11 protein-coding genes are annotated in these 15,561 nt (G+C 48.6%); 6 read left to right on the top strand and 5 right to left on the bottom strand.

Annotated features, from left to right (window positions below; all coding sequences use genetic code 11):
• The first annotated feature begins 2 nt into the window (after positions 1-2).
• From GC130_RS12020 to GC130_RS12010, 3 genes are all read left to right on the top strand, one after another.
• A complete protein-coding gene (locus tag GC130_RS12020; RefSeq protein WP_151998555.1) occupies positions 3-2,297 on the top strand; it encodes an aminotransferase class III-fold pyridoxal phosphate-dependent enzyme in 2,295 nt (764 codons plus the stop codon).
• Between the two features lie 142 nt (positions 2,298-2,439).
• On the top strand, positions 2,440-2,787 hold the full coding sequence (locus GC130_RS12015) for a PadR family transcriptional regulator (protein ID WP_151998554.1): 348 nt from the start codon (positions 2,440-2,442) through the stop codon (positions 2,785-2,787).
• Complete coding sequence (locus GC130_RS12010) at positions 2,780-5,407, top strand: ABC transporter permease (RefSeq protein ID WP_193217842.1); 2,628 nt, start codon at positions 2,780-2,782, stop codon at positions 5,405-5,407. The genes GC130_RS12015 and GC130_RS12010 overlap by 8 nt, the downstream gene beginning before the upstream one ends.
• Positions 5,408-5,491: 84 nt before the next feature.
• Here the strand turns inward: GC130_RS12010 and GC130_RS12005 are convergent, their stop codons facing one another.
• Positions 5,492-6,451: an Ig-like domain-containing protein gene (locus GC130_RS12005; RefSeq protein ID WP_151998552.1), complete on the bottom strand. Its 960-nt coding sequence runs from the start codon at positions 6,449-6,451 to the stop codon at positions 5,492-5,494.
• A 247-nt stretch (positions 6,452-6,698) separates the two neighbouring features.
• Between GC130_RS12005 and GC130_RS12000 the strand changes: the two genes are divergently transcribed.
• Positions 6,699-7,835 carry a lipoprotein gene (locus GC130_RS12000; RefSeq protein ID WP_151998551.1) on the top strand — a complete coding sequence of 379 codons (1,137 nt, stop codon included), beginning with the start codon at positions 6,699-6,701 and terminating at the stop codon, positions 7,833-7,835.
• A gap of 131 nt (positions 7,836-7,966) precedes the next feature.
• Complete coding sequence (locus GC130_RS11995) at positions 7,967-10,681, top strand: glycosyl hydrolase (protein ID WP_151998550.1); 2,715 nt, start codon at positions 7,967-7,969, stop codon at positions 10,679-10,681.
• An 11-nt stretch (positions 10,682-10,692) separates the two neighbouring features.
• Here GC130_RS11995 and GC130_RS11990 read toward each other — a convergent pair whose 3' ends face one another.
• The 4 genes from GC130_RS11990 to GC130_RS11975 form a co-directional block, all read right to left on the bottom strand.
• On the bottom strand, positions 10,693-11,103 hold the full coding sequence (locus GC130_RS11990) for a hypothetical protein (protein WP_151998549.1): 411 nt from the start codon (positions 11,101-11,103) through the stop codon (positions 10,693-10,695).
• A gap of 154 nt (positions 11,104-11,257) precedes the next feature.
• Positions 11,258-12,616 (bottom strand): hypothetical protein, encoded by a 1,359-nt coding sequence (locus GC130_RS11985; RefSeq protein WP_151998548.1) that lies wholly within the window; start codon positions 12,614-12,616, stop codon positions 11,258-11,260.
• A gap of 72 nt (positions 12,617-12,688) precedes the next feature.
• Positions 12,689-13,552: a sulfurtransferase gene (locus GC130_RS11980; RefSeq protein WP_151998547.1), complete on the bottom strand. Its 864-nt coding sequence runs from the start codon at positions 13,550-13,552 to the stop codon at positions 12,689-12,691.
• Between the two features lie 114 nt (positions 13,553-13,666).
• Positions 13,667-14,683, bottom strand: coding sequence for a LacI family DNA-binding transcriptional regulator (locus GC130_RS11975; protein ID WP_151998546.1), 1,017 nt, complete (start codon positions 14,681-14,683; stop codon positions 13,667-13,669).
• Positions 14,684-14,836: 153 nt separating this feature from the next.
• On the opposite strand from GC130_RS11975, the gene GC130_RS11970 reads away from it, so the two are divergent.
• Positions 14,837-15,427 (top strand): RNA polymerase sigma-70 factor, encoded by a 591-nt coding sequence (locus GC130_RS11970; protein ID WP_151998545.1) that lies wholly within the window; start codon positions 14,837-14,839, stop codon positions 15,425-15,427.
• The last annotated feature ends 134 nt before the right edge of the window (positions 15,428-15,561 follow it).

Below are 15,561 nucleotides of genomic sequence, written 5' to 3'. Positions count from 1 at the left end.
AAATGAACAGCCCCTACAACGTTCCCACACTACTTCAGGAACACTACAACCTCGCCTGCACCCACTTCAAAAGCCTCGAAGGCTACGACAGCACCAACTTCAAAGCCTTAACGGAGAAGGGCACCTTCTTACTCAAAATTTATCAGGAAGAGCCTGGCCTTGAAGAACTGCTGGATGCCGAGAATAAAATTCTATTGCTGCTCAACAACGAGCTGCCGGGCTACTTCTCCAACCCCATCGCCAATGCCCGGCAGGAGCTAGTCTCCATCATCCAAACTAACAAAGGCGAAAGCGTATTCCTGCGCCTGCTCACCTTTCTTGAAGGCTCCTTCTTTGCAGAATCAACGCCAAGCACTACCCTGTATTACTCATTGGGCCAACTTCTTGGCAAAATGGACAAAGCGCTAACCGGGCAATACTACTCAGCCGTTGCCGCCAAAGATTTCGATTGGGATTTAAAACTGTATTCACGCAATCTTCAGTATGTCTCCTATATCGAAGATTCAAAAAAACGCAAATGGGTTGAGTACTTTTTTATGCAACAAAAAGAAGTCGCCGACCCCTTGCTGCGAAAACTTCCGAAAACAATCCTGCACGGAGACGCCAACGACTGGAACCTGCTGGTGAATGGCGACAAGGTCACTGGCCTGATCGACTTTGGCGACATGTGCTACAGCCCGCTGATTAATGAGCTGGCCATAGCGCTTACCTACGTGATGTTTGAGAAAGAAGAACCGCTGGAATGGGCCATCCCGGTGCTGACCGGCTACCATGAGGTGCTGCCCTTGGATGAGATAGAAATTGACCTACTGTTTTACCTCATCGGCACCCGCCTGGCGGTGAGTGTGAGCAAGTCGGCTTACACAAAAACCCTGAAGCCCGACAGCGACTACATTACTATTAGCGAAAAACCAGCCTGGGATCTGCTGGAAAAATGGATTCGAATGAATCCCAGACGGGTCAGTCACGAGTTCAGAACAGCTATTGGCTTGCCTCCGACTATTAGCGACAACACCAACGAGCTGCTGAGCAAAAGGCTGAAAGTAGCCAGTAAGGCATTGTCCATCAGCTTCGATAAACCCATCCACATGGTAGGTGCCGCCTTTCAGTACATGCACGACGACCTGGGCAACACCTACCTCGATGCTTATAACAATATTCCGCACGTAGGGCACTGCCACCCCAGAGTGGTGCAGGCTGGTCAACAACAGATGGCCCGGCTCAACACCAACACCCGCTACCTGAGCGAGGTTTACAACAACTATGCAGAGAAGCTGCTGAGCAAGTTTCCGGCTAAGCTATCCAAAGTCTTTTTTGTTAATTCCGGCAGTGCAGCCAGCGACCTGGCCCTGCGGCTAGCGCAAACGCACTCCCGCAAAAAGGGCATTGTGGTGATGGAGCACGGTTACCACGGCAATACCCGACAGGTGATAGACATCAGCCATTACAAATACAACCGCAAAGGCGGCCAGGGCAAAGCAGAGCATATTCTGGAGGCCGCACTACCCGATACCTATAAAGGCCAATACACTCAGAACGACGGTACGGCAGGCAAACAATATGCTGTAGATCTGATCGCCAGAATAAAAGCAAGTGATCTTGAAATCGGAACTTTCATCTCTGAGCCGATCGTTGGCTGCGGTGGACAGGTGCCGCTGGCCAAAGGCTACCTGAAAGAAGTGTACACCTATATGCGGGCCAATGGAGGTGTATGCATCAACGATGAGGTGCAAACTGGCTTTGGCCGACTAGGTGACTACTTCTGGGGCTTCGAAATGCAGGACGTGATACCCGACATTGTCATCCTTGGCAAGCCTATCGCCAATGGCCACCCCATGGGCGCCGTGGTAACCACAGATGAAATCGCTGCTTCTTTTGAAACTGGTATGGAGTTCTTCAGCTCTTTTGGCGGCAACCCGGTATCCTGTGCCATCGCCCATGCCGTGCTCGACGTGCTGGAAGAGGAAAAATTGCCTGAACATGCACAAAAACTGGGCACCTATATCCTCAACGGCTTTGAGAACCTGACCAGGAAATACGAATGGGCAGGCAATGCCCGGGGACAGGGCTTGTTTCTGGGGCTGGAGCTGGTAAAAGACAAGGGCAAAAAAGAACCCTTCACCGAACTGGCTGCCTTTGTGAAAAACAAACTCAAGGAGCAGAATATCCTCGTAGGTACCGATGGGCCCTTCGACAATACACTAAAGATAAAGCCACCACTGTGTTTCACGCAGGCCAATGCTGATGAGTTGCTGAAGGCGATTGATGAGGCGCTGAGTGCCTGGACTAACTCCTAAATCCTTTTCACGGGCATACCCCAAGACAAGCCAGTTACGAATCGAGTAATTCATGAAACAGCTGTAGACAGACTTTTCCGTCTGGTTTGATTTGTATTTTTATTATACATTGATTATCTATGTATAAAGACTTCTTAAGTATATGGACTTTTCCAAATCATTGATTGCTGCTTCTTCCAAACCTCTCATCCTCGGTATCCTACAACAGGGCCCCAACTACGGGTATGATATTATCCAACAAATCAAAACCCTTTCGGGCGGACAACTGGAATGGGCCGACGGCATGCTATACCCTGTTCTCCACAGGCTTGAGAAAGAGGGGCTGGTCACCTCGCAGTGGAACCAATCGGACAATGGCCGTCACCGCAAGTACTACGCCATTACCGAGCTTGGCAAGGCGGCCATTCATCAAGAGCAGGAACATTGGCTGGCCATGCACCATGTACTCCAGAAGCTTTGGTCACTCAACTCAAAAACGTCACATGGATAATCAACAACTCATCGAACGCCACATCACTCAATGGCGCCAACAACTCCGAAAACAAAAGAACCTGGAAGATGGCGTGATCGCCGAACTGGAAGATCACCTGCGACAAAGTATTGAACGACTGCAAACGAAGGGCTGCTCTGTAGAAGACGCCTGCAAAAAAGCCATTGAAGAGCTGGGCACCCCTGCCGACATCAGTGAAGAAGAGCGCTCAGTACAATTCAGGTACAACGGCTCCTACTGGCCATTGCTGGGCAGCTATTTCCTGATTGCGCTGCGCAACATCCGCCACAGAAAGTTCATTGCTTCCATTAATGTGATTGGCCTTACCCTGGGTGTGGCTGTAAGCCTGTTGCTGGGTGTTTATGCTTACGACATCATCACCTATGACCAGTTTCATGAGAACACAGAAGATATCTACTTCCTGTACCGCACCCGTTTGACCCCCGAGGGTGGAAAAATGGATGTGAGCGACACCTGGGCACCACTGGCGGAAGAAGTACAAAAAGCGTTTCCCAGTGTTTCTTCTATTGGTCGATTTGTTTTTGCCGGCGAAACTACGATCCGTCACGGGGAGCAGGAGTACAACGAGGGCGTGACTTTCAGTGAACAGGGAATGTTCGATATGTTTTCGTTTCCTATGCTTCATGGGGATAAGGGTCGGGTGTTTGAAAATCCAAGGTCGGTAGTGATTAGTAGCGAGGTGGCTAAGCGAATCTTTGGAGACGAAGACCCATTGGGCAAAACAATTGAGGTGGCCTTTAATGAACCAGTTACCTATGAAGTCACCGGGGTGCTGGGCAAGATCCCGTTTAATTCCAGCTTCGACTTTGATATTGTCATCAATCTGGAGTCAAGAAAGCAGCAATGGACTGAGCTCGGCTACTTTGGCTGGGACGCTTCTTTTATGTTCAGTTTCATCCAACTTCAGGAGGGGCAGGATCCGAAAGCCCTGGTTGAGCAATTTCCTCAACTAGTGGAGAAATTTGTCACCCCCTCCGAGCGGGGCACCCTTGAGCTGATGCCTCTGGCCGACTATTACGACTTCAACACCGGACAGCAGCAATACGGCTATTTTCTGGGATATATCTCTTTCGGGCTACTGCTGATTGCCTTTTTCAACTTTGCGAATCTCAACGCTGCCCAGTCGTTTGGCAGGTTCAAAGAGGTAGCAGTGCGCAAAACGTTTGGCGCCGGGGGCAAAGACCTGGTTCTCCAGTTTACAGGAGAAACCACCTTCCTTTTTGCCATCGGCAGCGTGTTGGGTATCGGGCTTTCTTTTGTACTGCTTCCCTACTTCATAGACCTTTTTGGGCAGCAAATGTCTCTCGCATTTCTGTTTGAGCCCATGCCATTGGCCAGTCTCCTGTCAGGCATTATCGGTTTGGGCCTGGTAGCAGGTATTTACCCTACTCTCACCCTTTCGAAGCTGAGGGCCTGTGAAGTGATGCATGGCAGCACTTCTCTAAAGAGGAGCGGCTTTGACCCAAAAAATATTCTAGTCACTTGCCAGTTCGCAATTGCCGTGATGCTTGTCAGCGCTGTACTGATCATGTATCAGCAAATCAACTTCATGAAGACAGCAGACATGAATTTCGATCCCGACAATGTACTGATCATCAATGCACGGTCAGGTGAAGGTGAAGAAAACGAACAGCGATGGGCCGCTTTCCGGAATTCGCTCGAAGCAGTGCCGGGCGTGAAATCGGTGAGTGCTTCCAACTCCGCACCAGGCAGGTACAGCGGGAGTTTCGTATTGGTGCAATCGGAAGATGCCAGAGACAGGGCTCCCCTCGACTGGCGGTTTGTGAGTGTCGACGACAAGTATTTCGCCACCATGGACATTGAGTTTGTGGAAGGCCGGGATTTTGATATTGATATGCGCTCCGACCAACGCAAGTCGGTCATCAACCAAGCTGCTATGAAACAGCTGGGCTGGGCTTCGGTGGAAGGCCATAAGCTCATGTTTCCTGATTCTGATGAAGGATTTGAGGTGATTGGGGTAGTAAAAGATTTCAACTTCAGCTCCCTGGCCAATGCCGTAGAACCAGTCATCCACGTTTTCCGGGGCAGAAACAGTAACCGCTACAACATGCTGCTGGTACGCCTCAATGCCGCCGGCCTTAGCGAAACCATGGCTCAAATTGAGAGCGCCTGGAAAGGCTTTGACGCCAATCACCCGATTGACTACACTTTTGTCGATCAGCAGTTCCAAAACCTCTACGAGACAGAAGAACGCATAGGCTCGATGACACTCTATGCTACTTTTATGGCCATCCTGGTGGCCGTGCTGGGTATTCTTGGTCTGGCAAGCTTCACTGTGGCACAGCGAATGAAAGAAATGGCCATCAGAAAAGTATTAGGTGCTTCTGTACAACAATTACTCATGATCCTCTTAAAACAAACGACGCTTCTATTCCTCGCAAGTTTGCTCATTGCGGTGCCACTCAACTACTATGTAATGAACGACTGGCTTGAGGGATTCGCCTTCCGAATCAACCTTGGGCCATTCGCCTACTTGCTGGCGGCTGGCATCGTGATGGTTACTTCCTGGGTGGTGCTGGGCAGCTATGCACTAAAGTCGCTGAAGACAAATCCGGCCAGCACATTGAGGAGTGAGTAGACCGGACGGACTGAAAGATTCAGCGACGTGGGTTTTCATACGAAAAAACGAAAGGCGGCCATTGTTAACTTCAGCAATGGCCCGCTATTTCTCTACCACCCTTATCACACTGTTGCCATTCACCATTACGTCATAGTCGACCCCGTTGAGTGATATTTCTACACTCACCAGCGCTCCGAGTGAGAGGTCATTAAATTCGGCCTCGGTTACTTCAAGGGTGGCTATTTGAGCGGCATGATTGGCGGCAATATCTATTGCTTCTGTGGTGGCAGCAACTTCCGCTTCGATAGTAAAAGTAAAGCCGTTTGTACTGTACAGAGTGACCTTCCCTGTCGTTACAGGCACATCGATACTCCCTAGAAACACTTTGTATTGGTATTTGCCAGCAAATGTCACCACGTTCACAAAGCTGGCAGTCACCAGCTGGCCTTCTTCGGCTGGAATAACGGTCACTGCATCATAAATCAAAGGGTCATTTTCCCGGTAAGCCTCCACAAACACATAGCCCAGGGTTTTGGCCAGCACCTTTCCGTTGGGATCCACGCTTAGCACATTGGTATTCGACGACCTCCACTGTATACTTTGATCGGTAGAGTTATCCGGCAAGAAAGACAATGGCAAGGCCTGCTCAACACCAATGAACGCAACGATCACTGAATCGCCGCTTGCTATCTCCACGGCTGACAAGGGAACAGGGAGTACATTCACAGTAAGCTGCGCTTCGGCCCCCTCGCTCGCACTGCTCAGCTTAACAGTTGTCGTTCCAATGCCCAAAGCTTTGAGCATGCCTGTGGACGACACCGTCGCAATGTCTTCGTTCAAGGAAGTCCACACCAGGTCCTCAATAATAATGGTATCGGGCGTGATGGTATAAAGCAGCCTGGTAGAGTCTCCCATCATGATATTGATGGTCGATTCACTCAAATGAACCTCTGCGTGCACCTCTTCAACAGGATCAGGCTCCTCAGTGTCTCCACCGCAACCAACAACGAATACACAGGCAGCCAAAAGAATCAATAGCGAAATGGTACGGAGTGACTTCATAGAGCGTTTTAAAAGCTTATTTTGCTGGCGAAATAAGCAAGATTGCACGGCATTTTCACTTCCATTTTTAAAGAATGGAAGAACGGTCAACGGAAGTGAAGGCGGGTTGAAAAAGTCTTCAAAACAGATAACGGTGGAGTCCTTTGTGGGAGACGCTACACGCCCGGGAGATAAGCTCCTAACTGGCGGTAGGTTTTTGTTGGCATTATTTCTGGTATTCCTATCTTAGCACCAAAGCCAACCAACCATGAAAAAATATTATCACCTGCTCATTATTTTAGGCGCTGTTGCAATGCTGTCCGGCTGTGCCAGTGGGAAAAAAGCGCTCCAAAAGGGTGACTACGAAAGGGCAGTTTCACAAGCAATCAACCGGCTCCGGTCCAACGACGGGCAGAAAAAGGCCAAAGCAACACTCGAAAAAGCTTACAAATATGCCCTGGAGTCTCACTTGGGAAATATCAAAAAAGCAAGAGCTTCTAACGACATCATGAAATGGGAGGTGATTGCGAGAAACTATCAATACATCAATTTTCTGGCCGACGAAATCCAAAGATGCCCTGGCTGCCGACAGGTAGTACCAAAGCCTGCCCGCTACGATGCAGAGCTGACAGACGCAAAAAACAAGGCTGCTGAAGTTCACTATAACCTGGGTGTAGAAGCATTGAGAAAAAAAGACCAAAGAATAAAGGCCATTGAAGCCCATCAGCATTTTCAGGCAGCTCAGGCGTTGGCCCCCCGGTTCAAAGATGTGGAACAGAAACTTGGAGTGGCGCTTTATTTTGCCACGCTTCGTGTAGTAGTAGAACCCATTCCTTCCCCTTCAAGGATGTTTGATATAAAGCATGAATTTTTTGTAAACAAAATCAATGAATACCTGCACAACAATATGATCAACCAATATGTGAGGTTTTATACCCCTGGTGAAGCCAACTCACAGAAATTGGACTATGTGGATCACATCATCACCATGGAATTTGATCGGTTCAACCTGGGCAATATCTACAGCAACAAAACAACCACTGATGTAAGCCGTGACAGTGTGGTTATCGCTACAAGAAACAATGAGAAAATCTATGGAACGGTCAAGGCCAAACTTACAACCAATGAAAAAGCCATTACGGGCACCGGAGTGCTGGACTTCAAAGTGTTCGACAATGGCCTGAATAAAGTGCTCACACAAGAAAAGTTTCCCAGCGAATACACCTGGGCCATCAGGTGGGCGTCGTTCAATGGTGATGAACGGGCACTGAGCGATGAAGAGCTCAAGATGGTAAATACAGTGGAAGCATCAGCCCCAAGTCCACAGTTTATGTTCGAGGAATTTACGGCACCGCTTTATAGTCAGGCCATCTCGAAAATCAGGGACTATTATCGCAATTATTGACAGAGGTTTGTCAGCGAACTACTTTCCCTAAGCGCTTAGCTTGAAACTGGGTTGCCACTGTAGCCAGGTGTCGTTCCATTTCCCTCAAAAATCAATTAACTTACCCAGCCCATTTCAAACTATCGTACCTCATGCGCTATCTGCTCGTCCTATTACCCTTCGCCTTCCTCCTCTCCTGCCAAACTACGCCTCAGCAAGACTGGCCCGCTGAATCGGTTACAACCAAACCCTGGACCCGCTGGTGGTGGATGGGTAATGCCGTGGACGATGCCAATATCCGAAAGCAGTTGATCGCCTACCACGAGGCCGGGCTGGGTGGCGTGGAGATCACCCCTATTTATGGAGCCATGGGCTTCGAAGACCAATACATCGACTACCTGTCGGAAGAGTGGATGCAAAGACTACAAACGGTCATACGTGTGGCCGACTCCCTCGGTATGGGCGTGGATATGAACCTGGGCACGGGCTGGCCTTACGGTGGCCCGCAGATCACGCCGGAATATGCTGCCTCCAAAATGATTGTGCAGCAATACACATTGAAAGCAGGGCAATTACTGAAAGAGAAAATTGCCGTCAACGATGAGAAACAGGCAGCCATGCATCCCCGGCTGGTAACATTAATGGCTTATGGGCCTGAATCAACCGTTGACCTGACTGATTCGTTGAGCGACGACGGGCTTTTGCCATGGACACCCGACGCCAATTATGAGCTTTACGCCATCTTTGCCGGCAAAACCGGGCAAATGGTGAAACGGGCCGCCCCTGGTGGTGCCGGTCTGGTGATGGATCACCTCAATAAAGAGTCCTTCCCCGTTTACACAGCCCGATTCGAAGAAGCCTTTGGCACGCCCGACCCCAATATCCGAAGCTTTTTCAACGACAGCTATGAGGTATACGGTGCCAATTTCACGGCTACACTATTCGAAGGCTTTGAACGCAACCGTGGCTACGACCTCAAACCATACCTCCCTGCACTGCTCAGCGGCGACAGCTCAGCAACCATTCGCAGGCTCAAGACCGACTACCGTCAAACCATGGGCGAAATGCTGCTAGCCAACTTCAGTGAGCCCTGGAAAAACTGGATCAACAACCACGGTGCTTTGTCCCGCAACCAGGCACATGGTTCCCCGGCCAATCTGCTGGATGTGTACGCCGCTACGGACATTCCGGAGTGCGAAACCTTTGGCTATTCCGGGTTCGATATTCCCGGTGCCAAGAACTACACCCACTCCAGCCGTCATTTGCCACCGGATCTTTATATGCTCAAGTTTGCCTCCTCGGCAGCCCATGTGGCTGGCAAGCCATTAGTGTCGTCCGAAACCTTCACCTGGCTGGGTGAGCATTTCAAAACGCCCCTTTCACAAACCAAACCCGAGCTCGATCAGGCTTTTCTCGCTGGAGTAAACCATGTGTTCTTTCATGGCACTACCTATAGTCCGGCGGAAGCGGAATGGCCTGGCTGGCTCTTCTATGCTTCTACCAACTTTGCCCCTTCCAATAGCTGGTGGTCTCATATCGATGGGCTCACCGGCTACATCAACAGAAGCCAGTCGGTGCTGCAAACCGGGCAGGCCGATGGCGACGTGTTGCTCTACTTTCCCTACGACGACGCTGCGTACTTCTCGGGCAAGAAAAGCCTGGAGTACCTGTTTACAGTACATAATATCGATGAATGGCTGCACCCGACCAACTTTTATGCGACGGCCAAAAGGCTGACAGAAAAAGGCTACCTGGTCGACTATATCTCTGAGAGCTGGCTGGAGAAGCTGGCCGTTCCCAACGGACAGCTGAGCACTGGCCCCAACGGCACATCATACAAAGCGCTGGTCATTCCTAAAATGACTTTCATGTCTACCAAAGCGCTCCAAACGCTGCTTAAGCTCAAGAAGCAAGGAGCGACCATCATTCTCCAGGGGTTGCCGGAAGACGTGCCTGGCCTCCACAATCTGGAGCAGCGAAGGGCAATTCTCGACTCACTGGTGATGGGGCTGGGTACCTCCACGAGCCCTGCCGGCAACGTACAGGCATCGTTAACAGCTGCCATGATTCAGCCGGAAGGGCTGGCGGCTCTCGGCCTGAAGTTTGTACGCAGGGTGGATGGCAACAATACCTATTATTTTATTGTCAACCAGCGACCCGAAGCTTTCGATGGGTGGATGCCATTCAATAAAGCTTTTGAGCAAGCTGTAATACTGGATGCTATGACAGGCCGGGCTGGCAATGCAGAAACAAAGACCGAAAACGGGCTAACACAAGTCCGCATGCAGATCAAATCTGGCGAGTCTCTTTTCCTTAAGGTGGGCAACGAAACCTCGGCAACAGACTGGAGCTATGCTAACCAAACCGGTGGAGCCGTTGCGCTCAATGATCCATGGACGCTTGACTTCAAAGCTGGCGGCCCTAGTCTGCCCGGCAACAAAACCCTGGACAAACTCCAGCCCTGGACAACCCTGGGGGATTCATTAGCAGACCAGTTTTCCGGCACTGCCACCTACGCCACCCACTTCACCCTGGCTTCGAAAAAGGATGACTACCTTCTTCAGCTGGGCGATGTCCGGGAAAGTGCCAAAGTATGGGTGAACGGGCAGTATGCAGGTAATAGCTGGGCTGTGCCCCACGAGTTAAGGATTGGGGAATATCTAAAAGAAGGCGACAATACCATAGAAATAGAAGTAGCCAACCTGATGGCCAACCGCATTCGCTACATGGACAGGGCGGCGATAGAATGGCGCAAGTACCACGAAATTAACTTCGTGAATATCGACTATCAGGCGTTCGATGCCAGCGGCTGGGAGGTGCAGCCGTCGGGATTGATAGGACCAGTGAAGCTGGTGGAGGTGGATTAAGAAGTCGTTAGCTATTCCTTTGCAAACCGATACCGGATTCCCCAGCTCCCCCTCAATAGAGGGTCGCTGCTGCCAACAATAGCAGCCAATTCCATTTGAAAGCCAAAATTATCCGTGGCGAAAGGATATATATTCATTCCCAGCGGAACAACAACGCCATCCAGTATCTGCACCCTCGCTCCGAGTCCAGTGTAAACATCAACATTCTCGTCTTTTTTGAAAATGTAGTTGAATGTTAGCTCTAGGCTGGTGTTGTCAAAGTAATTGTCGGTTCCAATCCTCAACTCAGGCAAAAATCTCTCTTTGAATTGGTAATTGATCCCCACAAAGGGGAGGTTGGACTGGTGAATGCTGGCCCCGAACTGGGCATTTGCAAATTGGCTCAAAAGACAAAATGCAGCAACAAACAGAATATTTCTCATGTTGTAAGTATTAGAGTAGCGTAATAGTAATACATAACTTATAGCAAAAATATCTCCAAAAATTACTCATATAGAGTTTTTGTTGCTTTACAAACAAGTAAATAGTACAATATTAGGCAGCTTTACTTTGGAACCATAGCTATACCTCCCGACTTCACCTGGGCAAGCCTGGCTTCACCTGAAAATAGGCATCATCTTCTTTCTGAGTCGAATTAATGCTTTTCCTTTCACTTGCATCCAGCTCCCTAAAAAACGGAATAAACGCCCAGCGATTCCTGTACATGGAAGGTGGCCCCCCAACTTCCAGCGTATGCATACCCTGCGGCAACTGTGCGATATCGATGTAAGCCAGATAGCCCGGCTGATTTGTCTTAAGCCTAAAATGATAGAGAAGAGGGTATTCCCTTACCAGGCTGTCGTCCAGGTAGAAGTGATAAAACTTTTTAATGGCGGGCATATCCCTGGCATCTCTTGTCATGCCTTTGCTGGCGGCAACCAGAGAATCATAGTTCACATATGCCCTGATGGAGTCCTCTTTGACAACCCCAGCTGGTATAAAGACTCTAAGTACATTCCCATCAATAATATCAGAAGGTATCTGCGCCTGGTAGGAAAAAAGCTCTTCATTTTGATCTTCATAGTAACCAGTGAACACCCTTAGCTTTTGATCACCACCATGCCAAAAGCTCAATCTGGAAAACGAGCTACCATCATACACATCATTGGTAACTTCATCCAGCCCAAATAAGCTCCCAATGGCAAACACGCTAAGGAGTAAGAAAACCACCCACCGGTTGGAGTTGCTGACAAAGGCGAAATAAATAGGCCTGTAATAGCGCCCCAATGTAAACGTGCTAATGATTTGGTGAAAAGGCCAGTAGATTTTGCTGATCCAGGAAAAGCGCCGGAAAAACCCGAGGGTGAGGAAGTCAATAAGACCCATGAAGGCGATAACCAGCAACACAACAACATATACTTCAAAGGCCCGTGTGTCGGTAAAGTTTAAACTCCCCTGGAAAGCGATTCCTATAAAAAACGGGACAACCAAAAGGATGAAAAAGTATAGATAGGCCCCTACAGTACTCATAAAGAGCATAAAAGAGAGCGAAAACAAGGAGCTGCAAAGTTTCTCCAGATTAATAATAATACGCTGAAAGGGTGGGATTTTCTCCACTCTTTCCTTAAACCGGTGCTTGTATTTGAGTCGCTCTGTGTTGACTCCATTCGGAAAGGTATAGCTCAGCCCAACCATTCCCACCCATATACCCCGGCAAATCAAGTGAAGAATAAGGCCGAGAATGAGCCAATAAATACCAAGTTTGAGTATGCCCACCAGATTGTCAATATCGGTGGTTGAGCTAAATACCTGAGACTTGAAAAATGCCAACGCCTTGTCCAGCAATGGTGGCACCTTGAACATGCCAAACAGAACAATTCCTGAAAGCAGCACTTCCGGTTCCCAGCTTCTTTGCTGGAGGTCTTCCAGCCACTTGGGGGTTTCTTCTTTCTCCATAAAAGTTAGGATCAGTTCAAAAAATTTAGCCTCAGAATAGTTTCAAAAAAATGCACAATCTGTTTTACGTTTTTAACTCCTAGCTGTGTCGGCAGTCACCATCTCCTTATTATTCCTGGACCACTCACTCCATGAGCCCACATACAGTTTGGGAATTTCAAGGCCAGCGTAGTCGGCGGCCAGCAGCAAATGGCACGCAGTAACGCCCGATCCGCAGTGTACAATTACCCGGTCGGCAGGTGTATTACCAAATACAGCCTGGTACTTCTCATTTAACTCCTTGGGAGACTTAAAAAGACCATCGGCGGTCAGGTTATCACTGAAGGGAACATTGACAGCACCGGGAATATGTCCCGCAATTAAGTCGATGGGCTCTGTAAGACCTGCATACCTTTTGGCATCCCGAACGTCGATAACAATGTGATTCTTGTCTTTGGCTACCTTTTCCACCTCCTGCATATCGGCCTGAGGCAACTGCCACATACCAACCGGATAGGGAGCTACTTTTCCGGGGATTTCCATTTTCGACGACGTGACCAACCCTGCCTTCTCTGCTGCCAAAAGCCCGCCGTCGAGCACCTGGACTTTGGAGTGTCCAATTGCCCTCAGCATCCACCACAAGCGAGCGGCGGCATTGGCACCGCCCATATCATCATACACCACCACGTGGCTCCCGGGCGTGATCCCCAATCGCCCCAGCGCCTGCGAAAATTGCTCAGCAGTAGGCAGTGGATGCCTCCCCCCTTCTGCTGCATTGGGCTTTACGTTAGCAAGCTCTTTATTGATGTCAGCAAATAAAGCTTTATCAAGGTGCTTCGTACTGTAGTTTTCTCTGGCTTTCGGGCCACCGCTTGCATCCACAATTACCAGATTATCATTCTGATAGATAGCTAGAAGTTCTTTGGCGCTTATAATAGGAGACAATTTGATGTTCATTTGGTCTTTAAGATTCCGGGTAAAGTAATTAGCAAAGGGTGTGGAAGCAATATAAGGAAACTTCTTCCAACTAGGTGAGGATCCCTGCCAACAGTCGGCTTTTTCAGCGCACCGCTAGTACCGCCTCGACGACTCACGGATAACAAGTCTGCTTTTTATCAGTTCTTTCTGCTGGGTGATTTCCTTAGATGAGATTTGTTTCAGCAAAATCCTTGTTGCAGCTACCCCCATATCGAACGCAGGATGTTCGATGCTACTCAGCGTTGGCTCAACAAAATCACAGATAACTTCGTTGTTGAAACCCAACACCGCCACGTCTCTGGGAATCTGCAAGCCCCTCATTTTTAAGATATGCATCATTTCAAGAGCAGATATGTCGTTGATGGCAAAAATGCCATCTGGCGCCTCCCCGGCGTCGAAGAGGTGCCTGGTGTACTGCTGCACATGCCCAGCCTGGTAGTTGGCTTGCACTATCAGCGACTCCAGCACTGGAATATTGTTAGCTTTAAGTGCCTCCAGGTAGCCGTTCAGTCGGTTGCGGCTATTGAAAAGGTGCAATGGGCCAGCCACAAAGGCAATTCTTTTGCAGCCCTGTTGGATCAGGTGTTCGGTACCTTGAAAACTAATATCAAAATTATCCGAGTAGACCTGAGGCACCGCCAACTCTTCTAATATTCGGTCGAAAAAAACCAACGGTATGTCCTTGTTGATCGCATACTGAAAGTGGTCGCTCCGGTCGGTTTGCCTTGACACCGATACCAGCAATCCATCAACCTTGCTCGACATCAGGGTTTGCAAATTATTCTGTTCAAGCGTTAGCGTTTCGTTCGACTGGCAAATCATCACATTGTACCCGGCACTATTGGCCACCTCCTGTATCCCTCCAACAGCCTTAGCAAAAAACCGGTTAATAGTTTCCGGAATAATAACCCCAAGAGTATTGGTGCGCTGGAGCTTTAACTGCCTGGCTAAAACATTAGGTTGGTAATCCATTTTTAGCGCCAATTCCTTCACCTTCCTGGCTGTCTCCTGGCTTACGTCATAATGGTTGTTCAAGGCCCGTGATACGGTGGATTTTGATATCCCCAATGTGCGTGCAATGTCCCGTATGGTTGAGTCAGATTTGCTCATTATTAGATTTTGATAGCTCAATGTAAAGCTAAAAAAAATTTCGGTACCGTTCCCGGGACAGATACCGTTAAAAAAAAATTCCCAAATCTGTTTTGTTCAGATTTTGAGAGTAAATTTATTTCAATCGATTGAAATCGACTACTTACTTAAACAATGCTTATAACCAAAAGAGCTTCAATTACCGGGACAAGACTGGCTCCGTCAAAATCTGTTGACAGCATAGACTATTTGCTGTGGAGAGTACTTCGTAATGACGACTCTCAGGCGTTTGAAAAATTATTTGTTGTTGGCTATCACCCGCTTCGCAGCTTCTGCGAGAAATTGGTTGAAAATAATGAAGTTGCTGAAGAATTAGTAAGCGAGGTCTTCCTTAAAATCTGGATCAATCGAAATGTGATTGTTATTTCCAGCTCCCCCAAGTCATACCTTTATACAGCGGTTAGAAATATCTCTTTCGATTACCTTAGGAAAGAGAAGAAATACAGCTTCACAAATATTGAGAACGAATTGGCCATTCCCTGCGATCACTTCGACCCACAGAAGCGGTCGGAGTATGCTGAATTGCAGGAAAGTATAGATAACGCTGTAGCCAGGTTGCCTAAGCAATGTCGCCTGGTGTTTCAGCTAAGCCGTGACCAGGGCCTGCGCTACGTTGAGATTGCCGATAGGCTTCATCTCAGCGTTAAAACCATTGAAACACAAATGAGCCGGGCTTTAAAATCATTAAGAAAATCAATAGTCTAATTTTTCACCATTAAACTGTCTTCCAGGATAAAGAAGAATACTTATATGTCGACAAAAACAAAAGAAAAGTAGCTCGATTTTAGTAACTTACTAAATGCCTCGCAGCCTAACAGGAGATAGAGGCATTGGGTCTA

This window comes from Imperialibacter sp. EC-SDR9, assembly GCF_902498805.1.
In the GTDB taxonomy this organism is placed as follows: Bacteria; Bacteroidota; Bacteroidia; order Cytophagales; family Cyclobacteriaceae; genus Imperialibacter.
This window is presented reverse-complemented; position numbering and strand designations above follow the sequence as displayed.

What these genes read in the sequence shown, in the direction of transcription:
- GC130_RS12020 (WP_151998555.1), top strand. Translation starts at nt 3, where the DNA reads ATGAACAGCCCCTACAACGTTCCCACACTACTTCAGGAACACTACAAC.
- GC130_RS12015 (WP_151998554.1), top strand. Translation starts at nt 2,440, where the DNA reads ATGGACTTTTCCAAATCATTGATTGCTGCTTCTTCCAAACCTCTCATC.
- GC130_RS12010 (WP_193217842.1), top strand. Translation starts at nt 2,780, where the DNA reads ATGGATAATCAACAACTCATCGAACGCCACATCACTCAATGGCGCCAA.
- GC130_RS12005 (WP_151998552.1), bottom strand. Translation starts at nt 6,451, where the DNA reads ATGAAGTCACTCCGTACCATTTCGCTATTGATTCTTTTGGCTGCCTGT.
- GC130_RS12000 (WP_151998551.1), top strand. Translation starts at nt 6,699, where the DNA reads ATGAAAAAATATTATCACCTGCTCATTATTTTAGGCGCTGTTGCAATG.
- GC130_RS11995 (WP_151998550.1), top strand. Translation starts at nt 7,967, where the DNA reads ATGCGCTATCTGCTCGTCCTATTACCCTTCGCCTTCCTCCTCTCCTGC.
- GC130_RS11990 (WP_151998549.1), bottom strand. Translation starts at nt 11,103, where the DNA reads ATGAGAAATATTCTGTTTGTTGCTGCATTTTGTCTTTTGAGCCAATTT.
- GC130_RS11985 (WP_151998548.1), bottom strand. Translation starts at nt 12,616, where the DNA reads ATGGAGAAAGAAGAAACCCCCAAGTGGCTGGAAGACCTCCAGCAAAGA.
- GC130_RS11980 (WP_151998547.1), bottom strand. Translation starts at nt 13,552, where the DNA reads ATGAACATCAAATTGTCTCCTATTATAAGCGCCAAAGAACTTCTAGCT.
- GC130_RS11975 (WP_151998546.1), bottom strand. Translation starts at nt 14,683, where the DNA reads ATGAGCAAATCTGACTCAACCATACGGGACATTGCACGCACATTGGGG.
- GC130_RS11970 (WP_151998545.1), top strand. Translation starts at nt 14,837, where the DNA reads ATGCTTATAACCAAAAGAGCTTCAATTACCGGGACAAGACTGGCTCCG.